The sequence below is a fragment of the Sorangium sp. So ce381 genome (genome assembly GCF_051473845.1).
GTDB classification, from domain to species: Bacteria; Myxococcota_A; Polyangia; order Polyangiales; family Polyangiaceae; genus Sorangium; species Sorangium atrum.
In genome coordinates this window covers 276,819-299,531 of record NZ_CP150336.1, presented here as the reverse complement: position 1 = coordinate 299,531, position 22,713 = coordinate 276,819, and the positions used below count along the sequence as shown (strand labels likewise).

Genomic DNA, 22,713 nt, shown 5'->3' with positions numbered 1-22,713 from the left:
CCGCCTCCCCGCCTCCCTGTGAATTCTCCCGAAACATTCGAGGGGATGCTTCGGGATCGATCCCTGAGCCGGACAGGCACCACAGTGATCGCTGGTCACGGGAGGAGCTCCGCGGATTTGGCCCGACAGCGCCTCCTCGGTTACGAGCGCACGATGCCGATCGATCTCGCCGCCCTGCTCCGCTCGGTCGAGCTGCGCCGCGAGGACGAGACCACGGATCCCGGGCCGCTCTCGGCCACGTGGGAGGACCCGGCGGCGTTCCGGCGCGCCCTCTTCGCCTTCGCCGCGGAGCGGACTGGCACGCTCAGGAGCCGCGCTGGAACAGCCTATGACGTCTACGCCGACGCCGTGCTGCGACACGCCGCCTCGGACAGGATCGCCTTCGTCGAGGTGCCGAGTCGAGGGGCGCCGGGGCGGCTCCGCTTCTCCGAGCTCCACGCGCGGGCCTCCGCGCTCGCCGCGGCGTGGACGCCCCTCGGCGTCAAGCCAGGCGCCGCGATCGCGATCGTCCTCCCGCCCGGCGTGGCCGGCGTCGTGGCGCTCGCCGCCGCGCTGTACGCCGGCGCGTGCGTCTCCTGGATAACGCCGAAGGGCGATCTCGCGCTCGCGGCCGCCATGGATGCGCTCGCGCCGGCCCACGTCGTGCTCGATCCGAAGGCGCCCGCGAAGGTGGGCGAGAAGCTCGCGAAGAAGGCGCTCCCGATCGCGGCCCCTCCGCGCGCCCCCGCCGTGGGCCCGCACGCCTACGCCCCGAAGGAGCCTTGCCTCGGCGCGCTCTCCCCCCTCCGCGCGCCGTTCGGGACAGCCACCCTCGTCCCCGCGGAGACGGTGGTATCGAGCGCCCTCTCGGACGCGATGCTTGTCCATCGCCTCGCGCCCGGAGAGCGGCTGTCCGCGCCGGGGTTCCACCACGAGCAGGCCTTCTTGCCCATGGTGCTGTCGGCGTGGCTCGCGGGCGCTGCGTACGTCTCCGTCCCCCTCGCCACCTTCCAGTCGACCCCCGCCGTCCTCGACGCGGAGGGCGTCAACGTGCTCGGCCTCTCAGCGTCCGCGACGGCGGCGCTGCGCGCCTCGCCCCGCGCGTGGCCGGGCTCGCTCAAGGCGCTGTTCCGCGACGTGGGGGAGCCGCTCGACTGGATGGAGACGCGCGCCGCGGTCGCTGGAAACAACCTCGGCAAGCTGCCCCTCTCCAACCTGCTGATCGACACGGCCGCGGGAGGTACCGTGCTGTTCTCGGCGCGGCGCCCCCAGGGGATCAACGCCAAGGCGCTGCCTTCTCCCGGGGTGCCGTGGGACCTCTTCGATCCCGCCACGAAGAAGCCCACGGCCGGCGACGCCGGCCTGTTCGTGCGGCGCGGCGACAAGCCGGACAAGGACGGCTATTTCCTGCTCGCCCGCGTGGCGTCGGAGTACCTGTGGGGCAGCACGCTCACCCCTCGGAGGTCAGCGCGGGTGTTTCCGGGAGAGGCCCTGTCGCTCGCGGTGAGCGAGCTGCCTTTCTGCGAGGGCGCGGCCGTGGTGCCCTTGCCGGGCGCGGCCGCGCGCGGCGACACGCGGTTCGTGCTGTGCGTGTTCCTCGGCGCACGGCAGAGCGAGCCGAGCTTCACCGACGCGATCGACAAGCTCGTCCGCGAGCGCCTCGGGCCAGACTACACCCCGGACGCGGTGGAGCTCTTCCCGCTGTACGGACGCGGAAAAGGCAAGAAGGTCGACCCGGAGTGGTGCGCTTCGAACTACCGCGCCGGCCGCCTCCACGCGCGCTCCGCGAACCCGGGCGTCGCCGCGCTCGTGGAGCTGCGGCGGCGGCTGACCTCACCGCCCCCTCGTGGGGAGACCGGCGGATGAGGGCCGCGGCCTGCTCGGGCGCGAATCACCTGCGACGCGCGGCGAATTTGGTGTTCGCCGGCATGACGGGTACGTTCGCGCTCGGTGGCCCGTGTACGATAACGAGATCACGCAGGCGCTGAACCAAGGGCTCCAGCTCATCGGCACACAGGGAGCGTCCCTCGCGCCCTTGAACAACGCCGATAGCGCCCGCCCTTACATCGAGAGCGCGCTGCGGTCCATCGTCTCGGATCTCGATTGGCACCTCGGCGCGGGCGGCATGCGAGCGATGATGGCGCCCCTCATCGCCTCGGGCCTCCTCGACCACGCGGTGCGCGACCTCTTCGGCCCGTGCCGGACCGCCGCGATGCTGTACGCGCGCGGCGAGTGGAGCATCGTCAGCTCCCTCCGGACGGTCCGCACGCGCGGTCTCCTCACGACCACGACCAGCATCGGCCGGAGCCTCTTCACCAACCTGGTGTACAGCCTCCCGGCCACCGTCGCCGACCGGGTCGACGCGCTCATCAAGCTCGTCAGGCGGTCCTATATCGAGTTCGGGGTCGAGATCGTCACTCGCCTGCACCGCGACAGAGCCCTCCTCGCGAACCTGTTCGGCGTGGGAGGGGGCGTGGCCGCGATCGACATCCAGGGGAGCGACCCGCACGTCTGCGCGCGCCGCGTGGTGATCGTGAGGTACGGCAACGGCGTGCGCGTCGTCTACAAGCCCACCGACCTCACGTTCCAGCTCATGCTGATGGGGTCGCCGCAGTCCTTCGCGGCGTGCGCGCAAGGCCACCCCCGCGTGGCCAACTTCAGGAGCCTGTTCGACACGTTGAACATGGGCTTGCCGCTGCTCCACATCGGCGCGCCGAAGCACAACGCCGGCTATGGATACATGGAGTTCAAGCCCCGCGCGCAGGCGATGACCGAGCAGCAGGCGAGCAGGTACTTCCACGGGATGGGCAAGCTCATCGCCGTCGCGAACGCCTTCGGGATCACCGATCTCCACCAGGAGAACGTGATGGCCACCGTGAACGGGCCCTTCCTGATCGACGCGGAGATGGGCTTCTCGCTCGCTCCGAACGCCGCGCCGGCGAACACCCTCATCTCGCACACCAAGCTCGAAGCGGCGCTCGGGGCGAGGCCGCCAGGGACCACCCAGGCGGGCGGCATGTTCGCCCCGTATCACGACCCCAACACCGGATGGGAGGCCCAGTCGGTATCGCTCCCCGGCGGAGGAGGCCACGCGAACTCCGGGGCAGCCACCGCGAACGGCGGGGGCGTCCGGAACGCGAGGACGTACGCCCTCTTCATCGCCCTCGGCATCGTGGACGGCGTGGACGGGGTGGCCGCCGCGTTCAACCACGCGAGCAACTGGCTCATGCAACAGTTCGATCGGGTCAACCCGCTGGCGCGCGTGATCCTCACCACCTCGACCATGGTCCGCCAGCACGTGAACGGCATCACGGAGTACTTGCGAGGCACGCTGATCGACGAGACCACCGCGACCAACGGCAATTTCATGAACTGGACGGAGTGGTACGGGGGCGCCTTCAACGCGGTGCCCGCCGCGTTCTTTCCGCCTCGCGACAAGGCGGTCATGTACGATCCTCGGCCCAAGATCGGCGTCACGACCGCGGCCGCCGCGGTCGCCGGGGTCCACGTCTCCAGCACCCAGGAAGTCCGTATTCGGCTCGCCACGACGCACATGGGCGGCGCCATCGCCCGCACGAAGGCAGATCTCCAGACAGCGCTCGAAGCGGAGCTGCAGATCCCCCGGCGCCTCCAGCATCCAGAGAGAGTGCGCCAGTTCCTCTGATCCCGAAAACTTCACTCCTCCCCTCACCTCGGGCATGCTCGCGCTCCTGCGAGAGGAGCGCCTTCCATGTCCGGTCCCCAGGTCGTCGCCGGCGCGACCATGATGTGCAGCTTCGGGCTCGCCCCCTCGACGCTCGCCGTGCTCCCCGTGAAGGGCGTGCTCGCGAGCGCGCCCTCCGCGAACATCGCCGACATGGCGGCTATAGCGACCATCCCCCCGTTCGGCGCCTGCACCTCGCTCGCCAATCCCACCGTCGCCTCGGCCACCTCGGCCGCGCTGGGCGTGCTCACGCCCATGCCCTGCGTGCCGGTCCCGGCCGGGACGTGGCTGCCGGGCAACACCAAGGTGATGATCAAAGGGCCGCCGGCCACGGACGTCTCCTGCAAGCTCATGTGCTCCTGGGGCGGGGTCATCCAGGTGCTCAATCCAGGGCAATTCAAGGTGATGGACGTCTGACGCATGCTCGACCCCGCGCTCCTCGAAAAGGCGCTCTCGGGCGGCGGGAAGGACGCCGAGGACGGCCGTCTGCCCGCGCTCGAGAGCGCCATGGCGAACGACCCGATCACCGGCGCGGATGTGGCCAGGAGCGCCCTCGAAAAAGGGGTAACCGACGTGCGCGTGATCACCGCGTATGCGCTCGGCCTGTTCGCGGAGCAGGGGCCCCAGGCGCTCGCGCCGATCTTCACCTCCCTCCGGAAGGCCGTCGCCGAGCGGTGGAGCGCGCTGCGCCCCGCGGAGCGCAAGGAGCGGACGGTCGATGGGGCGTATTCGACGCTCTTCAGGACGATCGTCCAGCACATCGACGTCCATGAGAAGATGAAGGACGCGACCTTCAAGCAGTGGAGCCGCGCCGACCACGACGCCGTCGGCGGGCCCGCGCTCCTCGCCTCGGCCGCGCTGCGAGAGGCCATCACCGCGGCGCTCCCGGCGCCGCGCTCGACGGACTCGCTCTCCGAGCTGGAGGCGCGCGTGAGGACACACTTCGATAAGGTCGCCGCGCCCGCCAGGCCGGCCCCGCGGCTCGAGCCCCCGCCCGAGCCGCCGGCCGACGTCGCGCCCGAGGCCCCGGAGGCTCCCGAGGACGACCCGGCTCCCACCTCGGAGACAGTGCCCGCCCGCTCCTCTTTCCCGCGGGCGCCGGACACCTCTGCTCCTTCGGGCACGCTGCGCATCTCGCCGGCGTTCGCGCACCTCCTCCGGAAGCTCGAGGCCTTCAGCATGCTGGTCGAGAGCGGGCAATATCAGAAGGCGGCGGTCGTCGCGGACGACCTCCGCCGCACGCTCAAGAGCTTCGATCCCAAGGTGTTCTTCCCCGACGTCTTCGTGCCCTATTTCCAGGCGCTCTCCTCGCACATCGACGAGATCGCGCCCTGCTGGGAAGAGATGGGCAGTCCGCGGTGGGAGGCGCTGGAGCAGCTCTACCAGGTGGACCTGGACGCCTTCGTGGACGGGTGACCGGCGGTGGCCGCGCCCGGATTGCCCGCCTCCTCCGACCCGCCGGACGCGCCCCCCGCGGGAGAGCTGGAGTCGGCGCTCGCGAAGCACGCGCGGCGATTCGAGCCGTGGGTGCTCTACCGGCTCGTCCAGCGCCTCTTTCCGGGCCGCCCCATCCACCTCCGGGGCCGCTCGTCCGCCGCCCCGCAGCCCTCGGCCGTGGATTCCATCGGATTCGGCCCCGCCGGAGTGACCATCACGCTGAACCTGGGCCTCCGGTCGGCCACGTCGGCGCTGCCGTCGTATTTCCGGGAGCTGGAGGCCGATCCGCTGCTCGGGCCGCCCCTCTTCACGCTGATCGAGCACATCGACGCGGCGCTCCTCCGCGACAGGCTCGAAGCCCTGGACCCCGGCTCGAGCGGCTGGCTCGCTCCGGCGGGGCGGTACCTCGGCGAGAGGCTGCGGCAGATCTCGCGGCTCGCGACCCCCTCGGGGCTGCATTGGCTCTTCTCGCGGGCATTCCCCGAATTTCAGGTCTCCGTCCGGAGAGGGATGTTCACCGAGAGGCTCGCCGCGATGGCGGCCGAGCTCGGGCGGGCGGCGCTCGGCTCGGCCATGCTCGGCGGCACCGTGCGCTCCCCGACGTGGGGGTTCGACGTCGTGCTCCTCAAGACGTCGAACGACACGTGGACCGAAAATGACTGGCCCGTCGAGGTGATGCGCCGGCTGGAAAACACGGTATGGCGCGGGCTCGACCCCACCGAGGCGCTCCTCCGCGTCTGGCTCGTCGATCCGGACGGGCGCGCGGCGCTCCGGCTCGGCGACGGCAGGGTGGGAGTGGAGCCCCTCGTCGTGGCCTCGCGGCCCGAAGTGCGCCTGATCTTCGAGGGTCGCGCGCCGCGCTCGCGCGGCGATTGAAGCGAGGCGAACCGGGGCTGCACCGCGCTTCTTTGGCCCTGGCCGCTGGACCGTGAAATGCTGGCCATATCGCGCTGGAAGGCGGTCAGGCTCGTGATGCCTGCTCCGCGGTGTGAGAGCCCGCGCCCAGGAGAAGATCGTGAGCAATCAATTTCCCTATCCTTTCCCAGAACGGTTCCGTTCCCGGCTGATGCTCCGCTACAGGACGCGCATCAGCGGGACGGAGGCGCAGAAGAAGCTGCCCTTCCGGCTGCTCGTGCTCGGCAACTTCACCGGGGACCACGCTCACGCCGAAGGTGAGTACGCAAACCGGGTCTCCCACCTCCCTTCCCTCTACGACAGGCCCATTCGCTCGTACGTCTTCGGCGTGCTGGGCGCCAGGGTGGACAAGTTCATGGGGGAGCTGCTCCCCTATGTGAAGCTCGAGCCGTGGCTCGCCACCGACCTGCCCGGGACCATCACGAACCTCCAGCTCACCGGCGCTCTCCCGGCCAGCAAGGCGCCCGAGGGAGCGCCCGAGAGCGTGCAAGTGAAGCTCTCCGGCTCGGCGAGCTTCGCGAGCACCGAGGACCAGAACGGCCTCTGCAAGGTGGCCGGCAAGCTCTCCTTCGGCGCCCAGGTCGAGCTCGTCGCCGACAGCCTGCCCACGATGATCGACGCGGGCCTCGGCGGCGGCGGCAAGGTGCGCGGCCTGTTCACGATCCCGGCGCGGGACGAGCCCGTCGGCGTCGTCGCGGGCGTGGTCGAGACGGTCGGCAAGGGCGAGAGGGCCTTTAGAACGAGGCTTTACGTCCAGAAATCCGAGCAGGACGACACCAAGGTCGTGGCCACGCCGATCACGATGGATCAGTGGGCAGGCCTGGTCCCGGACGAGCAGAAGGGCTTCGCCGTGGACGCGGCGGCGGCCGTCGATCGAGCGACTCAGCAGGTCACGGACGCGGGCGCGCAGAAGACCGCCACCGACGCCCTGAGCATCGATGCGCTGCCGGACGCGGTGAAGACCGCGCTCGGCGCGACGACGCTGCAAGACGCGAAGGACGCCGCCGACGCCTCGGTGAAGGCCGCGGCCGCGGCCAAGGGCGCCGCGGACACCGCGAAGACCGCCACAGATGCCTCGGCGACCAAGGTCACCGCGCTCGATGGCAAGAGCGGCGCGGATCTGGACAAGGCCGCTGCCGACGCGGAGGCCGCGCTGCAGAAGGCCCGCGACCTGATCGATTTCGCGAAGTCGGCAGGCGGGGCCGCCAAGGACGCCGCCAGCGCCGCGAAGGCGGCCCACGACGCGCTCGCCGCCCTGATCGCCAAGGGGCAGAACGCCACCGCCGCGGACGCCACCGACGCCAGGACCCAGGTCCGGAAGGACGTCGCCACAAGGGCCCAGGCCAGCGCCGAGGGCGTGAAGACGTCGTCGGACGCGCTGAACGCCGCCCCCCTCTCGCCGATCCCGCCGGTCGTGCCGAACGGCAAGATCCTTTTGAACGCCGAGCGCGTCCTGCCGTTCGACTCCATCGCTTCATTCAATCCGGACACCATCGCGTCGAACATCCCGGAGCTGAACCGCCTCGGGATCATCAGCGAGCTGCTCGGATCGCTCAAGAGCGAGCTGCGCAACGTGCCCGCGCTCCGCGACACGATGCGCGCCGCCCTGGAGAACGACACGTCAGGCCTCCTCGCCCTGCAGGCCGCTCTGCAGCCCGGCTACCAGCAGCTCGCCATCGTGAAGCCCGCGGCGCCCCTCGCCGCGTCGGCCGGCGGCCCGCCGGGCGCCCCGCCGGAGCTCCAGAGGGCGGTGCTCAGCGCGGTCGGCTCCTCCATGGGAGAGACGGTCGACAAGAACGGGGCGCTGGCGCTCGTCAAGCTGCAGGGCCCGGCCCCCCAGAACGGCGCGCCCGTGCGCTATTCGAAGGTCGAGTTCCGCGATCACGACGTCACCGTGAGCGACGGCGCGAGGCTCATGAACGAGCTCGCCGCGCTCCTCCTCAACGTCGATATCGTGACGACCAAGCCGACCGGGCCTCTGGCGCCCGGCGCGAAGCTCAAGCTGTATTCCGGCAAGGGCGCCAACCTGAGCGAGCTCCTCGACGTCTGCTCGAAGCTCAGCGCCCAGGTGGATCGACAGCTCAGCGAATACCTGGACGATATCTACCACGCTCCCGGGTTCCAGGAGCTGGAGCGGAACTGGAAGGGGCTCGAAGATCTCTGCCAGTACGTCCAGCAGGAGAACATCGTGATCGATTTCCTGGACGTCACGCGCGAGGAGCTGCGCAACGACTTCCTGGATCACGACTCCGACATCTTCTCCAGCGCGCTCTTCCGCAAGGTCTACATCGAGGAGTACGACCGGTACGGCGGGGAGCCGTTCGCGACCATGCTCGGGCTCTACGAGTTCGAGGACGTGCGGGGCGACGGCGCCGACATCAGGTGGCTGCGCACCATGTCGAAGATCGCGGCGTCCGCGCACTGCCCGTTCCTCGCCTCGGCGAACAGCAAGTTCATCGGCAAGGACTCGATGCAGGACGTGGCCGATCTGGCCGATCTCGACGCCGTCCTGTCCAACCCGAAGTACGGCAAATGGGACGCCTTCCGCGACGAGGACTACGCCGCCTACATCGGCCTGATCCTGCCGCGGTACCTCGTCCGGACGCCGTGGGGCTCGACGGGAGAGCCCGAGCTCGGCAACGAGATCGCCTACGAAGAGACGGTGCACCCCGAGCGGCCGGGCGACGAGAACAACTTCCTCTGGGGCAACCCCGTGGTGCTGTTCGGCAAGAACCTCATCCGCTCGTACGCCACGAGCGAGTGGGCGCAGCACATCCGCGGCCCGAAGGGCGGCGGCAGGGTGGACGGCCTCACCGTCTTCTCGTACACGCGCAAGGACGACGAGATCGTCTACGGCAAGAAGGCCATCGGGGTCGACGGCAAGGAGGAGTTCCTCCCGCCCGTCGAGATCGTGATCCCCGATTACCGAGAGTACCAGTTCGCGAGGAACGGGCTCATCGCGCTCGTGCACAAGAAGGGCGAGGCGGTCGCCACGTTCTTCAGCGCCCAGTCCGTGAAGAAGGGCAGGAACTTCCTCGAGGACGTCGCGACGAAGAACTCCTTCCTCGTCACGAACCTCGCGTACACCTACTCGATCACGATCATCGCGCACTACGTCAAGGCGATGGTGCGCGACTACATCGGGTCGACCGCGGACGGCGACTACATCCAGAAGTCGCTGGCCGAGTGGCTCTCCGGCTACGTCACCACCGTGACCAACCCGGACGATCTCACGCTCCGCTACTACCCCTTCAAGGCCACCTCGGTGACCGTCGAGCCGAAGCCCGGGCCGTTCGGCTGGTACAAGTCGGTCATCTCGGTCCTCCCGCACGTGCAGTTCGAGGGCATGGACGTCGAGCTGCGCCTCGAAGCCAGCCTGGGCGGCAAGTGATCCTGAAGCGATCCGAGGAAAGGACGAGCTGCCATGCCTGAATACAGAAGAAGCCTCGATATCTACCAGGGATACAACTACAAGAAGGACAAGCAGACCCCTGTCGGCTACCTGACCAAGATCAAGGTCGCCGGCACGGATCTCACGGTCGATCAGACCTGCAAGGACCCGACGAACCCCACCACGGATCTCAAGTGCGTGGCGGTGCTGAGCGGCGCCCTGTGGGAGACGGGCGTCACCGACGCGGTGTACCTCTCCGGCCAGGTCTCGGCGCCGAACCGGCAGACCCTCGCGAGCCTGATCATCAACAGCCTGACGAGCGTCGAGGTCGTGTACCAGTTCGCCGTGTACGACTACGACCCGGTCGCGAAGAAGTACTACCTCGCGTTCCATGCGAACCAGACCGACATGAACGGCCTGCTCGAGAAGCGCGGGGAGGACCTCAACGTCTCGGTCGCCGACGACGCCTCCACCGAGGTGCAGTCTCCGATCAACTACTCGTTCCAGATCGGGATCAAGCCGCAGCCCAGCGCGCAGACCCTCCACATCGCGACCGCCGACCAGAAGAACGTCGTCAAGTCCTGGGGCCTGGCCCTCGGCTGACGGGAGACGAGATGGAGAGCCTCGCCCGCGTCGACTGGCACCTCGGACAGATCCTCCGCCCGGAAGACTTCGAGTCTCTGGAGGAGTCCCTGTCCGAGGAATCTCGCGCGCGGGCCGAGGCTCCCGGGCTCCCGGCGTACGGCTGGCTCGAGCTGGAATGGGATGCCGGCGACCTCTCGCGCGGGATCCTGCGCCTCGAGAGGGCGACGGCCGCCATGCCCGGCGGGCCGATCGTCCGCTCCTCCGACAACCTCTCTCTCCCGGAGCCCGTGAAGCTCAAGGCCGCGGGCACGCCCGAGGTCGACGTGTACTTCCACGTGCTCCCCGCGGAGCCCGCCGAGGGCCAGCGGGCGGGCGCCGTGGGGACCCCCCGCATCACCCTCCGATCCGAGCTGTCGTTCAAGGAGGCGTCCGCGCGCGGCCGATCGCTGCACGTGGGGCGCTTCGAGACCCGCGACGGAAAGGCGTTTTACGTCGCTCCGGCCGTCGTCCCACCCCTCCTCCGGCTCCGATCGACTCCCCATCTCCACGCGCGCCTCGTCGGGCTGCGCGACCGGCTCACCCGGTATTCCGACGAGCTGCGCAAGCACGTGGCCCAGGCCCGAAGGTCGGCCGGCCCCACGCAGGCCTTCCTGCGCGGGCGCGCCGAGGTGATGAAGGCCGTCGTCCTCCTCGACGACGCGCTCCTCGACGCTCCCCAGGGCGCCGAGAGCCGCTCGCACGCGCGCCTGCACCCGCATACGGTGCTCGCGGCGCTGCGGTCGCTCCTCGTGGAGCTCCACCTCGTGGAGGGCACGCTGCCCGACAGCCTCCTTCCGAGGTACGATCACGACAACCTCGGCGGCCTGTTCGGCGACCTGATCTACGCGATCGAGTCCCGGATCGACGGGCTGCCCCTCACGACGCCGACCATCCAGCTCGTCGAGTCGGAGGGCCGCTTCGTGGCGCAGGACATCCCCGAGGACGTGCTCGACGCGCCGGAGATTTACCTGGTCATCGAGCGTCCGACGCCGTACGGCGAGATGCCCCTGGAGCGGTACAATGTGCGCCTCGGCGAGCCGAGCCGGCTGCCATGGATCAACCAGCACTCCACGCGCGGTATCCGCCCCGCCCGGACGAGCGCCTCCCCCGCCGACTTCGGCGCTCGGTTCGACGTCTATGCGCTCCCGAAGCCCGACGGCAAGCAGCGGCAGCGCCTGGAGGGGCACCGCGTGGACACGCAGCGCATGGAGCCGCACCGCGCGGACACGCAGCGCATGGAGCCGCACCGCGAGGGCGCCCAGCGCGTCGCCACGCCCGAAGAAGAGTGGAAGTACGTGCGTGCCAGCCGCTCCATCGGCTTCCTGCGCCCGAAGGAGCTGGAGGGCATCCGCGCCGCGCTCTACTGGACCTATCCGGCGAGCACGGCGCGCTGAGGGCGGACGATGGGCCTCCTGGGACGTCTGGCCGGTGAGCGCATGGAGCCCGCCCTGAAGTCGGTCGCGCGGAACCTCGCGACCGTGCTGAACGCGAAGAAGGGATATGCCGAGGCGGCGGAGGTCTTCGGCCTCGGCGACTACGAGGAGCACCTCGCGACGAACCCGCTCATCGAGGCCCTGGGCCGCGAGATGCTGAGGCTCATCGAGGACTACGAGCCGCGCGCCGAGAGGCCGGTGCTCACCTTCCTCGGCGCGGACAGCACCCTGTACGCGGCCTTCCAGCTCCAGTGCGAGGTCGAGGGGAGCCCCGCGGCCTTCTGGATCCGGATGCACACGATCCTGCGCTACGTGACCGTCGAGCCCATGGCCCCGGGGCCGGACGGAGGGAGGGCGCCCGCGTGAACGACCGCCTCGCCGCCACCCTGACGCTCACCTGCGGCGGCACGGCCCACACGATCCAGGGCGGCAACGTGCGCGCCTTCTCGCTCCGGCTCACGCCGTGGGGCGCCGAAGGAACGGTGGAGTTCGTCCTCCAGGACGATCAGACACGAGGCGGCCAGTACACGGACGGCGTGCTCGCCGACTTCCAGAAGCCCGATCTCGCCGAGGTGAGCCTCTCCGTCGCCGCGGTGCGCTCGGACGCGCAGAAGGACCCTACCATCCCGGCGATCGCGACGCGCGGCCTCGTCGTCGAGCGGAGCGTGACCGAGAAGATCCACGACAAGGGCTTCACGGAGCGCCCGGTGCTCTACCGCAGGTATCGGGTCCGCTTCGTGGACGCGGCGCGCGCCCTCTGGAGGCAGCACCACCCGACGCTTCTCACCGTGGACCAGTCGTTCCAGGACGTCCTCGACGCCAACAAGGGCGACAAGATCACGCTCTCCTACGACTGGGACACGCTGTCCGCCGCGGTGCCGATGGTGTTCTTCCACCTCCCCAGGGCCGCGGGAGCGAGCTTCTACGATCTCGTGACCTGGTACGTGAGCCACAAGGCGGGCGTCCTGACGTTCGATCACACGGCCGGGACCTACAAGCTCTCGAAGACCAAGGACGCCTCGGGGACGGCGGCGGTCCTGCCGCGCGAGGACGTCGTCGACCTGACCTGGGAGATCGCCGAGCCCGCGCGGTACGCCCCGCGGGTCCTGAACGTCTCGGCGGCGTCCCCGAAGCTCTCGGCGATCACGAACCAGGACGCCGCGACTGGCATCTACGAGGACGTGGTGATCTGCTCCGACGTCGCGCAGGAGGGCGACGATCGGGTGACCGCCGAGACAGCCCGCGCGCGCGCGCCCGCGACCCGGCTCACCCTCTCGTTCGCGCGGTTCCCCGCCGTGCCTGTCTCCCCGGGCAGCCTTGTCACCGTGTCGGCGAGCGGCGGGTTCCCGAGCTCCATCCGCACGCCCCCGGGCGACCTGCGCGTGCTCGAGCTCTCGATGTCGGCGCGCGCGCTCGACCAGGGCCCCGAGGCGGACTACGGCGACACCGCGACGGGGTTCGAGATCGAGCTCGGCCTCCTGCTCGAGGACCAGGACGACCCCTTCGTGTCCCTCCCGCCGTTCGTACCTCCGAAGTTCCCGGGTTACCTCGAAGGAAAGTGCGTGAGCGCGGTCGGCGAGGACACCGACGTCACCTACGAGATCACCGCGAACGAGACGACGTCCGTGGACGAGTACAAGGTCGAGATCCCGTCCTTCGAGAGCAAGCAGATCAAGGCGCCGTACATGTCGGCGCAGGCGACGGGCACCTTCTACCTGCCCGTTTACAAGAACGAGCGGGTGCGGCTCGCGTGCTTCTTCGATCGCGCGGAGATCGTCCGCGTCCTCGATCACCGGCCCGGCGCGCGGGTGCCGCAGGACGGCCAGGGGCAACACCTGCTCTTCGGGAAATCCGACAAGAGCAACACCTCGATGCTCCACGACTACCAGAGCGACAAACCCGTCCTCCGCGTGCTCCGCACGAACGAGAGCGACACGGTGCTCCTGCGCCTCGAAGAGGGCAAGATGACCCTCAAGGTCGAGGAGACGGAAGGGGGAGGGTCGTAGTCGTGGGCAAGCTGATCTGCACCGTGGAGCTCGACAAGGTGGCGGGGATCACCGTCACGATCGAGAACAAGGACGATCAGATCACGCAGACCGTCGCCATGAACGGGACCTCGATCACGCTCACCGTGAAGGGCTCCGACGCGACGAGCACCATCACGCAGACCTCCGCGAAGGTCAGCGTCTCGTGCAAGGAGTTCGAGGTGACGGCCTCCGAGACGATCACCATGAAGTCGACCAAGGCGTCCACCTACCAGAGCGACGACACGATGACCGTGAAGAGCGCGAAGGACATGACCCTCTCGTCGGACAAGGACATCTCGGCGACCGGCACCAACGTGAGCGTCACCGGCAACACGAAGATCGCCCTCTCCGGAGGCGGTCAGAGCACGGTGGATCTGACGTCCTCCGCGGCCAAGGTCGCGTCGATGGAGGTCGACGCCGCCGGGCAGACCAAGGTGAGCGTGTCCGGGGCGATGGTCCAGATCAAGGCCGACGCGACGCTCAACGCGGAGTCGACGGGCACGGCCACGTTCAAGGGCAGCCTCACCAACGTGCAAGGCCAGCTCGTGAACGTGGGCTGAGGGAGCGGCGACATGGACGAAGGACCCCAATTTCGCGCCCTGTTCCACGAGGAGCTCGCGGCGCTCGATCACACCATCGAGAGCGGCGTCCGCAGGGGCGAGCTCGCGGCCGGGACGGACGATCCCGACGTGCGGAGGCTCATCGAGGCCATGGCGTTCTTCTCGGCGCGCACGCGCGCGTCCGCGAGCGCCGCGATGCGGGCGGCGATCATCCGCCTGGCCGGCGGCCTGCTCGACGATCTGTTCGCCCCGACGCCCGCCGCGGCGCTGCTCCAGGCGGACGGGTGGGGCCTCCTGGACGCGCCGATCGAGCTGCCCGAGGGCACGCAGATGCGGGTCGAGACCTATGACGGGCGGGCGTCGATCTTCTCGACGCGAGGCCCCCTGCCCGTGCGGCCGATCCGGATCCAGAAGGCCGAGATCGCGAGGAGCGCGCGCGGCGCGGAGCTGCGCATCCAGCTCGCGGCCAGGGTGCCGCAAAAGGGCCAGATCGAGCTCCCGTTCTTCGTCCGGCGGCACGGCGACTACAACGCCGGCGCCGAGCTGCACGAGGAGCTGCGCCGCCACTTCGTGCGCGCGGTCGCGACAAAGGACGACGGGATCGACCGCGCCTGCGACGTGTCGTTCGAGGCGCCCGCGCCCGCGAGGCCGTGGGACAGCGGCGAGGGCGGCTCGCCGATCGACCGGATCCGCTCCTTCTTCCACGCCCCCGAGCAGGCCTTGCTCTTCCGCGTCTCCGTGCCGGCCGAAGGGCCCGCCCCCGAGCGGATGACGCTGACGATCTCGCTCGGCGCGAGCTTCCCGGAGCAGCTCTCGGTCACGGCCGACACGTTCGCGCTCTTCGTGGTGCCGATGCAGAACGCATGGAGCGATCTGGCCGAGCCGATCTCCGTGGACGGCACGAGCGACGCCCGGCAGGTCCGGCTGCTCCACTCGGCGCTCGAGGGGGTCGAGCCGGTGACGGTGCGCGGTATCTACAGGCCTGTCCAGAAGGTGCTGACGCCTGTCCCGCCGCGCTCGCTCTCGGGCGAGGAAGGGGACTCGTACGAGGTGCTCTTCCCCGAGGACGGCAGCGTGATGGTGCGCGTCTCCTCGCCCGACGCGGTGACCGCGCCGTGGATCGCGCAGGTCGACGCCGTCTGGTCGCAGCCCTCGCTCTGGCAGAACGCGCGCGGCCCGCTGACCGTGCGGCCGCAGCGCAAGAAGGCCCTCGACGGCCTTTCGCTCCGCGTGCTCGGCAACGTGCGGCCGCCCCTGCCGAGCCCCCTCGCCCTCTCGCCCGAGAAGGGGCTCGACGTGCTCGCGCTCAAGCAGAAACCCACGCTCGAAGCGCGCGACCTCCGGGCGCTCCTCACGCTCTTCGGCGCCTCCGGCGCGAGCCCGTTCGCCCGGTTTCCCGGCCGGATCGCCGGCCTCACCGCGTCCTTCGCGCCGGATCCGCTCGGCGCGCGGGGCCCGCGAAAGAGGGTGTATCGCGTGGAGATGCAGCGGCCCGCGGCAGGGGAGGAGGCGCTCGCGCCCTGGTTCCACCGGCAGGTCTCGGCGCTGCTCGACGCGTGGAGCCCCGAGCCCGCGGACGTCGAGACGACCTCCCCGCGCGCCGGAGATCAGGAGATCTCGCCGTGACGCAGGTGGGCAGTCCATCCGGCCCGGCCGCGGCGCCCCGGGAGGACGGGGTGCTCCACCTCTTGCGCGAGGTGACGGCCGCGCACGCGAAGCTCGAGAAGATCATCGAGGACGCGTTCGACGCCGGCCCGGGCCTGCCCGATCTCGTCGTGCTCTCGACCGACATCTCCGACGAGCTGGACCACCTGCGAGGGCGGGTGTCCCGGAAGACGCGCGCGTCGCCCGAGAACGTGCTGCTGCCGCTCGTGTGCCTGTACGACGAGCGCGTGCTGCTCCGCGTCGCCCCGCTCGGCGGGAGCGAGGAGTGGCTGCGCGTGCAGCGGCGCGACTACGCGCCTCGCGAGGACGGAGGAGACCTGTTCTTCGAGGAGCTCGCGCCCCTCGTCCCGCGCGCCGAGCAGCTCGCGAATCAGCCCCCTTCGGACGAGCGCGATCGGGTCCTGTTGCTCCTGACCCTGTATCGATTCTGCCTCTCGGAGGGCTTCACCGGCGGCTACGCCGGCGCCCCCGATCTGCTCCGCGAGCGCACGGAGGAGGTGCAGAGCGCGCTGCGGCTCCTCGTTCCGCCGGCGCCCCGCGCCGCGCCCCTCGCGATTCCCCAGCCCCCGGAATCGTGGCTCGCGAGGCTGCGAAAGGCGCTCTCGCTCTGAGCGCGGATCGCCGCGGGTGAGGGCAGAGACAGCGCAGACGCCTTTTTTTTGTGGCCGCGCGCCGCCCGTGGTCAGATCCCCCCATGGAGCGCCTTGGCCCGGGGTCCGACGATGCCGCACCGGCGCCGCGCCCGTCCGCGCCGCCGGCGAAGGGCGGAGTCTCGCCCAAGCAGGCGCTCCTCGCCAGCGTCGAGGCCCGCCTCTCCGCCTCGCTCTCGAAGACGGCCGTCGCCGCCGTGCTCGCGCCGCTCCACGAAGCCGTGGCCCCGGGGGCGAAGGTCGACCCAGCGAAGCTCGTGGCCACCTTCGAGACCATCGAGGACCTGCTGGAAGCAGTGGGCTGAGCTGGGATGGATGTCGCGGGCGGCTCCGGCGCGGACGGGTGGTTCATCCTTGGGATCATCGCGCTCGTCGTCGGCATCCTCTGCTTCGTCCTGCTCGCCGTGGGGTGGGTCCGGAAGCGCCGCGCCGCCCAGGGAAAGAAGGCGGAGGACCTGGACCTCGCGGGCGCGTGGCGCAAGGCCGTCGCCGCGATGCCCCAGCGCGAGCGCGACGGCCCCGTGCTCGTCGTGCTCGGAGAGCGGCTGTCGGGGAAGACGACCCTCATCCGCGGAGCCCTGAAGCAGGGCGATCGGTACACGCCGGACGGCCGCGATCTGGACGTGTATTCAGGCAATGGACAGCGCGTCCAGGAGATCGCCTCGGACCTCCTGTTCGACCCGCGGCCCGAGGCCGAGGACGCGCTCCGCAAGCTCTGGAAGGGCGTGGCGCTCGATGCGCTCCGCGTGATCGTGGTGGTCAACGCGAGCTCGCTCTCGTGGAACGAGGCCGGGCTGCGCGATCTCGGCCGCGTGGCGCGGCGCAAGCTCGATATCCTCACCGATCTGCGCGGCTCGCCGGTGAACGTGCGCGTCGCGGTCACGCACTGCGACGCTCGCTCCGCCGGGTTCTCACCGCTCTGCGACATCCTCGAGGAGACCAACGCCCGCGGCCCGATCGCGCCGAGGGAGTCCGACGAGCTCCCCGCCGAGTGGCGCCGCGTGACGCCGCTCGGCGCCCGGACCACGAGGTTCCCCGAGCTCGTGGGCTTCGTCTCGTCGGAGGGCCCGGAGACGGTGCGGGCCCTCGCGCCGTTCTTCGAGTCGCTCCTCGCCTCGACGAAGGACGCGCCGATCGTCAACGGCGTGTTCCTCTCGGCCGCGACCGAGCTGGAGCCCTTCCGCTCCACCGGCGACGCGCTGGCCGAGGATCCCGAGCTCGCGAGCAGCGACCGTCGGGCCCGGGAGCGCCGCTTCATCACGCGCGTGGCGCTCGCGCTGGCCGCGGCGCTGGCGCTCGGGGCGATCGTGTTCACGGCGCAGCGCAGCTCGGTCGAGCGCACCGCGAGCGCCGTCACGATCATGGCGGACGCGGTGAGCCACGGTGACAGGGTGTCGAGGACCGTCGAGGAGAAGGCCGCGGCCGAGGTGCTCCGGATGGACCGCTCGGCCTGGCTGTTCGAGTCGCGGCGCGCCGAGATCGAGGAGCAGTATCGGACCGCCGTCGAGGCGGGCATGCTGAATCCCAAGCTCCAGAGCACCGACCGCGCCGCGCGGATCCGCGCGCTCTCCGTGCTCGACGCGGGCAAGGAGGGCGACCCGCTGCGCGCGATCATCCAGAAAGACGAGGCGGCGTGGGCCGCCGCGCTCGGCATGTCGCCCCGGACCCTGAAGAGCTATCTGACCGTGAGCGACGGCGCGGGTCCGACCGAGAGGGAGCTCTCGAATCTGCCCGAGATCACCGCGTTGCCGCAGGGCTCTTCGCGCGCGGACTGGGCCTCTTTCTTCCGCCGCCTGTCGGACGTGCTGCACGGACAGCGCCTGCGGACCGAGCCCTTGAAGGAGCTCCAGGACAGCGCGGGGGATCTCGATCAGGCGGTCCGCGACGCCGCGGAGCAGACGGAGCTCGACGAGGCGGCGCGGATCCTCCAGGCGCGTCATCCGCACCAGAAGAACCTGTTCGGAAAGGGCACCACGAGCGACGCGGGCCCGTGGATGCAGGAGAACGCGGGCACGCTCCAGCACCTGCTCGCGGCCGTCCGGGGAGCCTCGCTCGACGGGCCGTCGGGCGCGGGCAAAGGCCTGCGACAGGCCGTCCTGGACCTCCAGGTGATCGCCGTACCGCCCGAGATCGTGGAGCCGAAAGCGAGCGAGGCCACGGCCGAGACGCAGGCTGACAATCTGCTCGATCGATTGAAGCAGCTCGTCGGGACGGCCGCCCCTCCGGCGGCCGGCGTCGCCTCCGCCGCCGCTTCGGCGGCCGGGGTCGGCTCCGCCGCCCCCAGGTCGAGCGCCGCGCCGGCGGCCCCCACCGCGCCGGCCTCGGCGAGCGCGGCGTCGTCGGGGAGCGCGTCCTCGACCGCGGCGGCCGGCGCCGAGCCGGAGGCGAAGAAGCCGCCTGTCTACAGCGTGGTCCTCGACGCCCAGTCGTGGAGCTTCGACATGGGCCAGTGGGCCCAGGCCATCGTCGCCGGCCGCGCGCTCGTCTACCTCGACGCCCTGTTCGCGGACTCGTCCAGGCGATCGGTGCTGTTCCCCAAGGACGCGGCGTATCCCCCCGTGCTCCCGCAGCCCGGGCGCGGCGCGTCCACGTACATCGATGGCCTGGTCTCGCACGAGGCGTTCACGGCGGAGGTCGAGCCCGGCCTCGCGGGCTTCGAGGCCGCGCTCGCGAGCACGGGCCTCGACGTCTCGGAGCGCGAGATCTACCTGCGGCCCACGCGCTCGGCGGCGTCGAGCTACGGCGCGGGGCTGCGCGACGCGACGGACGCGTATTACAAGAGCTTCCAGCTCTCGCGAGGGGGCGCCTCCGCGCTCGCGGCGGACGTGGCCGACATGGTGTCTCCGTCCTCGTTCTTCACCACCTTCCAGAAGCGCGTGGCGGATCAGGCGAGCATCCCGGGAACGCCTGGGACGCTGCTCCGGCTCGTGGGGGACCCGGTCGCGGACTTCGGCCCGATCGCGCGGCTCCTGACCGGAGAGAACGGCAAGTATCCCGCGCTGGAGCCCTATTACAAGCTCCTCATCACGCTCGTCCCCTCGCTCTCGGACAGGGCCCCTCCGGCGCCGAAGAGGGACGCGCCGCTCGACGATCGCCTGGCCCCCATCGGCGCGCTCGCGCTCTCGGCCCTGCGCACCCCGGCGAAATCCCCCGACGCCGAGGTCGAGGCGTGGCTGAACGACGCGTCCATGACCGAGTCCCTCCGCCGGCCGTTCCGCCTCGCGGTGCAGCGGGCGCTCGCGCTCGGGAAGGCCGATCTCGACCGCGCGGCGGCCGACGCGTACACGGCGGAGCTCCGCCCGTCCGTGACCCCGATCCTGGGGCGCTTCCCGTTCGACACGCGATCGACGGTGGACGCGCAGGCGGCCGACGTGGAGGCGACGTTCGGGCCCAAGGGCACCTTCTTCGCGTCGTTCGCGTCGCTGATCGGGCCGGTGTGCCGCGAGGGCCCGGCGGGCAGCTACACGCCGCTGGAGGTCCCCTCGGCGGGCGCGGTCGAGGTCCCGGCGGGGGCGCTCCGGCTCGCGTCGTGGGCGCAGGGCCTCCAGAAGATGCTCTTCGGGCCCGACGGCAAGCCGCAGCCCATCGCGTTCCGCGTCAAGGCCCCTCCCCTCTCGCCGGTCGAGCCCGAGCGCACGATCACCCTGGCTCTCCTGCAGTCGGGGACAGCCACCTTTTATGCGTTCAATCAGGCCCCTTCGTGGCAGCCTTTCCCGGTCGCGTGGTCGCCCGCAGGCGGCCAGGCCAACACATCGAGCGTGGGGATCCAGACCACGCCGACGGGCGGCGGCGAGCCCCGGATCCAGACCATCGACGTCGCGGCGGCGGACTTCTCCTTCTTCCACCTGATCCAGCGCGCCGAGATCACGGGCTCGAAGGTCACCTGGAAGGCCTCGCCCGAGTCCCCCGGGGACCCGCGGAGGTACGCTGCGTTCCTGTTCGAGCCCAATCCCGCGGGGCTGCTCCGGGCGCCGTCCCTCGATTGAGCGCGGACCGCCGGGGAACCGCGGAGGACGGCGAGGACGGGCAGCGCGTCGCGGGCGCTCGCCGGCAAAGTGGATTCCTTTGCGCGGTCACGGGATAATCGCCGCGTGCGACTGCCCAGCCTGCCCCTCCCCTTGCTCGCGGCCGCCCTCGCGGCGCCGGCGGTGCTCGGGTGCAAGTCGCAGGTGCAATTCCACGTGCGCCCGGACGACGCGCTGAACGAGAACCGGCCCTGCTACCTCGTGGTCCGCAACGTCGACTCGAAGACGTACCTCGAAGAGACGTACCAGGCGGCCTCTCTCCAGGTGACGGCGCCGGACGACTCGGTGCTGGAGACAGCCGTGGTGTTCCCCGGCACGAAGAAGGAGATCTCGGTGTCGCCGCCCGCGAAGGGGATGGTGGCGCTCTACGTCTTCTTCTACCACCCGACGGGCGACTGGAAGGCGATCTTCCCCTCCTCCGAGGCGACGTACGACGTCGTGCTGGAGGGGAGTCGGCTGCGCGTCGAGAAGAGGTGATCCCGGGGCGGAGGCCAGCGGAGAGCGGGCTCGTGAACGGCGAGCGGGCGCCGCGGCCCTCAATCGAACGTCTTGCTGCCGCCCGTCGACGTGGAGCCCGTCTTCGTCGACCCCGTCGCGAAGGGCTCGTAAAGCGTGTCAATCTTGCTGGGGTCCGTCAGCCATTCGAGCTTCGTGTTGGGGTACTCGTTGGCGAGGACCTGTGTCATCAGCGGAGAGATGTCCGCCCGCCTCTTCAAGACCGCCTCTTTGTAGTTGTCCATTCCCCAGATGAACGAGTCGAGCACGCCGAAGTTGGGCTGTGCCTTCGGCTTCGAGGGAGCGAGCTTCAGAGAGAGGCTGCTCAGCGGGGCGACCTCGGTCTTCAGCTTGGCGACCAGGACGCAGTCGAAGATGAGCGCGGAGTGGCTGCCCGCCGCGCTCGCGTAGTCCTTGTGCCGGAACGTCCTCGTGGCCTGCTGACCCTTCAGCGGCTTGTAGTACGCCGCGTTGTAGGCGAAGAAAGGATACGTGCTGTGCGGCGCTTCCCGCCCGGTGCGCAGGCGCGCCGGGGCCCCCACCTTGCCGCCGTCGATCGTGGCCAGCCCATCCCCGAACGTGGTGAGGCGGTTTATGTCGAAAGAGTTCTTCTCCAGGACCGCAAGATCGGTGCCGGGCACCCACAGGACCTGGATCATCATCAGGTATCCGAGCTTCTTGGGATAGGCGGCGATGTACTCGATCGACATGGTTGGCTTGTCGACGCCGACAGGCCGCCTGCCCCCCGCGTCCCACCACCACTGGTCGAGCTTCTCGGGCTCGGTCTGGTCCACTGCCAGCGCCCTCGTCGTCGGCATGTAGCCCACCACGACCCTGACATCGATGGTGTCGTTCAGCAGCTTGTAGACGAGCCGTTGCCCGGGCATGGCGTCCTGTCTCCTCGCGAGCAGGAAACGCCAGCGCGCCCCGGCGTGTCAAATTCCGTGTCGACGGCTCCACCAGGCAGACGCGATCGTTCAGGTGAGGCGAGCCAGCAGGCGCCCTGCCGCGGCCGTGAGCAGGCGGGGTGAACAGGGGCTTGCGGCCCGCGCGGGGTGCGCCATCGTCCCTCGAGCATGCCGATCATCACGGGGATCGCCCCCTCGCCTGACAAGCCCGGCCACGTCGTCATCCTGGTGGATGGGGTCCCCTTCGCCACGGTGCCCGAGCAGGCCGCCGCCGGCCTGGCCCCCGGGCAGAGCAGCCCCGGGGCCGCGGCGGAGCCGCCCCGGAAGACCGCCGCGGGCGAGCAGAAGACCTACGAGCGGGCGCTGCGGCTCCTGTCGTTCCGTGCGCGATCGGCCAGGGAGCTGGAGAAGCGCCTGCTCGAGAAGGGCGAGCCCAGGGAGCACGTGACGACCGCCATCGACCGCCTCACCGCGAGCGGGCTGCTCGACGACGCGCGCTTCGCGGAGGCCAAGGCGCGCTCCGGCATCGTGGGCAAGCCCCGTTCGCGCCGCAGGATCGAGCAGGACCTCGCCCGCAAAGGCGTCTCGCGCGACGTGGCGGACGCGGCCATACGGCAGGTGATGGCCGACGAAGGAACGGACGAGTCCGCCGTGGCCGAGCGGGCGGCGCGCAAGAAGCTCCGCTCGCTCTCGGGGCTCGCTCCGGCGGAGCAGCGGCAGAAGCTCTACGCTTTCCTCGCGCGCCAGGGCTATTCGCCCGACGTGGCGCGCCGGGCGCTGCGCGCGGTGCTCGACGCGCCGCCGTGAACGGCGCCGCCGCGCCGGCCCCTCCGCGTGCGGTGGATCACCCGGGCGACCAAAACCCATCGTTTTTCTGCCCTTCTCCCGCCACTCACCGCAC

At 70.5% G+C, this 22,713-nt stretch carries 18 protein-coding genes; 17 read left to right on the top strand and 1 reads right to left on the bottom strand.

The features are described from left to right. Positions 1-153 precede the first annotated feature (153 nt). The 16 genes from WMF29_RS01155 to WMF29_RS01080 all read left to right on the top strand — a co-directional run bounded on the left by WMF29_RS01155 (position 154) and on the right by WMF29_RS01080 (position 20,886). Entirely contained in the window at positions 154-1,845 is a 1,692-nt protein-coding gene (locus WMF29_RS01155; protein ID WP_437327069.1) for an AMP-binding protein, read from the top strand. Between the two features lie 91 nt (positions 1,846-1,936). Further along, on the top strand, positions 1,937-3,643 hold the full coding sequence (locus tag WMF29_RS01150; RefSeq protein ID WP_437327068.1) for a DUF4135 domain-containing protein: 1,707 nt from the start codon (positions 1,937-1,939) through the stop codon (positions 3,641-3,643). Between the two features lie 66 nt (positions 3,644-3,709). Continuing rightward, positions 3,710-4,099, top strand: a complete 390-nt coding sequence (locus WMF29_RS01145; RefSeq protein ID WP_272097284.1) for a DUF4280 domain-containing protein — start codon at positions 3,710-3,712, stop codon at positions 4,097-4,099. A gap of 3 nt (positions 4,100-4,102) precedes the next feature. After that, positions 4,103-5,098, top strand: a complete 996-nt coding sequence (locus tag WMF29_RS01140; protein WP_437327067.1) for a type VI secretion system protein IglI family protein — start codon at positions 4,103-4,105, stop codon at positions 5,096-5,098. Positions 5,099-5,104: 6 nt separating this feature from the next. Beyond that, positions 5,105-5,995 (top strand): hypothetical protein, encoded by an 891-nt coding sequence (locus WMF29_RS01135; RefSeq protein WP_437327066.1) that lies wholly within the window; start codon positions 5,105-5,107, stop codon positions 5,993-5,995. Between the two features lie 139 nt (positions 5,996-6,134). Next, entirely contained in the window at positions 6,135-9,425 is a 3,291-nt protein-coding gene (gene tssC, locus WMF29_RS01130) for a type VI secretion system contractile sheath large subunit (protein ID WP_437327065.1), read from the top strand. A 33-nt stretch (positions 9,426-9,458) separates the two neighbouring features. After that, complete coding sequence (locus WMF29_RS01125) at positions 9,459-10,028, top strand: hypothetical protein (RefSeq protein WP_272097280.1); 570 nt, start codon at positions 9,459-9,461, stop codon at positions 10,026-10,028. A gap of 11 nt (positions 10,029-10,039) precedes the next feature. Next, positions 10,040-11,443 carry a type VI secretion system baseplate subunit TssK gene (gene tssK, locus WMF29_RS01120; protein ID WP_437327064.1) on the top strand — a complete coding sequence of 468 codons (1,404 nt, stop codon included), beginning with the start codon at positions 10,040-10,042 and terminating at the stop codon, positions 11,441-11,443. A 9-nt stretch (positions 11,444-11,452) separates the two neighbouring features. Then, the gene (locus WMF29_RS01115; RefSeq protein ID WP_437327063.1) at positions 11,453-11,848 is read left to right on the top strand and encodes a GPW/gp25 family protein; all 396 of its coding nucleotides are present in this window, start codon (positions 11,453-11,455) and stop codon (positions 11,846-11,848) included. Further along, on the top strand, positions 11,845-13,488 hold the full coding sequence (locus WMF29_RS01110) for a hypothetical protein (RefSeq protein WP_437327062.1): 1,644 nt from the start codon (positions 11,845-11,847) through the stop codon (positions 13,486-13,488). The genes WMF29_RS01115 and WMF29_RS01110 overlap by 4 nt, the downstream gene beginning before the upstream one ends. A 2-nt stretch (positions 13,489-13,490) precedes the next feature. Then, positions 13,491-14,069, top strand: a complete 579-nt coding sequence (locus tag WMF29_RS01105; protein ID WP_437327061.1) for a hypothetical protein — start codon at positions 13,491-13,493, stop codon at positions 14,067-14,069. Positions 14,070-14,081: 12 nt separating this feature from the next. Then, positions 14,082-15,695 carry a type VI secretion system baseplate subunit TssF gene (locus WMF29_RS01100; protein WP_437327060.1) on the top strand — a complete coding sequence of 538 codons (1,614 nt, stop codon included), beginning with the start codon at positions 14,082-14,084 and terminating at the stop codon, positions 15,693-15,695. After that, complete coding sequence (locus WMF29_RS01095; protein ID WP_437327059.1) at positions 15,692-16,345, top strand: hypothetical protein; 654 nt, start codon at positions 15,692-15,694, stop codon at positions 16,343-16,345. The genes WMF29_RS01100 and WMF29_RS01095 overlap by 4 nt, the downstream gene beginning before the upstream one ends. A gap of 83 nt (positions 16,346-16,428) precedes the next feature. Then, on the top strand, positions 16,429-16,689 hold the full coding sequence (locus WMF29_RS01090; RefSeq protein WP_437327058.1) for a hypothetical protein: 261 nt from the start codon (positions 16,429-16,431) through the stop codon (positions 16,687-16,689). A 6-nt stretch (positions 16,690-16,695) separates the two neighbouring features. Next, entirely contained in the window at positions 16,696-20,370 is a 3,675-nt protein-coding gene (locus WMF29_RS01085; RefSeq protein WP_437327057.1) for a hypothetical protein, read from the top strand. 105 nt (positions 20,371-20,475) lie between these two features. Further along, complete coding sequence (locus tag WMF29_RS01080; protein ID WP_272097270.1) at positions 20,476-20,886, top strand: hypothetical protein; 411 nt, start codon at positions 20,476-20,478, stop codon at positions 20,884-20,886. A 59-nt stretch (positions 20,887-20,945) separates the two neighbouring features. On the opposite strand, the gene WMF29_RS01075 is transcribed toward WMF29_RS01080, so the two are convergent. Next, entirely contained in the window at positions 20,946-21,791 is an 846-nt protein-coding gene (locus WMF29_RS01075; protein ID WP_437327056.1) for a hypothetical protein, read from the bottom strand. A 189-nt stretch (positions 21,792-21,980) separates the two neighbouring features. Here WMF29_RS01075 and WMF29_RS01070 point away from each other — a divergent pair, with 189 nt between their 5' ends. Then, the gene (locus WMF29_RS01070; RefSeq protein ID WP_437327055.1) at positions 21,981-22,619 is read left to right on the top strand and encodes a regulatory protein RecX; all 639 of its coding nucleotides are present in this window, start codon (positions 21,981-21,983) and stop codon (positions 22,617-22,619) included. Positions 22,620-22,713 lie beyond the last annotated feature (94 nt).

What these genes read in the sequence shown, in the direction of transcription:
- WMF29_RS01155 (WP_437327069.1), top strand. Translation starts at nt 154, where the DNA reads ATGCCGATCGATCTCGCCGCCCTGCTCCGCTCGGTCGAGCTGCGCCGC.
- WMF29_RS01145 (WP_272097284.1), top strand. Translation starts at nt 3,710, where the DNA reads ATGTCCGGTCCCCAGGTCGTCGCCGGCGCGACCATGATGTGCAGCTTC.
- WMF29_RS01140 (WP_437327067.1), top strand. Translation starts at nt 4,103, where the DNA reads ATGCTCGACCCCGCGCTCCTCGAAAAGGCGCTCTCGGGCGGCGGGAAG.
- WMF29_RS01125 (WP_272097280.1), top strand. Translation starts at nt 9,459, where the DNA reads ATGCCTGAATACAGAAGAAGCCTCGATATCTACCAGGGATACAACTAC.
- tssK (WP_437327064.1), top strand. Translation starts at nt 10,040, where the DNA reads ATGGAGAGCCTCGCCCGCGTCGACTGGCACCTCGGACAGATCCTCCGC.
- WMF29_RS01115 (WP_437327063.1), top strand. Translation starts at nt 11,453, where the DNA reads ATGGGCCTCCTGGGACGTCTGGCCGGTGAGCGCATGGAGCCCGCCCTG.
- WMF29_RS01100 (WP_437327060.1), top strand. Translation starts at nt 14,082, where the DNA reads ATGGACGAAGGACCCCAATTTCGCGCCCTGTTCCACGAGGAGCTCGCG.
- WMF29_RS01090 (WP_437327058.1), top strand. Translation starts at nt 16,429, where the DNA reads ATGGAGCGCCTTGGCCCGGGGTCCGACGATGCCGCACCGGCGCCGCGC.
- WMF29_RS01085 (WP_437327057.1), top strand. Translation starts at nt 16,696, where the DNA reads ATGGATGTCGCGGGCGGCTCCGGCGCGGACGGGTGGTTCATCCTTGGG.
- WMF29_RS01075 (WP_437327056.1), bottom strand. Translation starts at nt 21,791, where the DNA reads ATGCCCGGGCAACGGCTCGTCTACAAGCTGCTGAACGACACCATCGAT.
- WMF29_RS01070 (WP_437327055.1), top strand. Translation starts at nt 21,981, where the DNA reads ATGCCGATCATCACGGGGATCGCCCCCTCGCCTGACAAGCCCGGCCAC.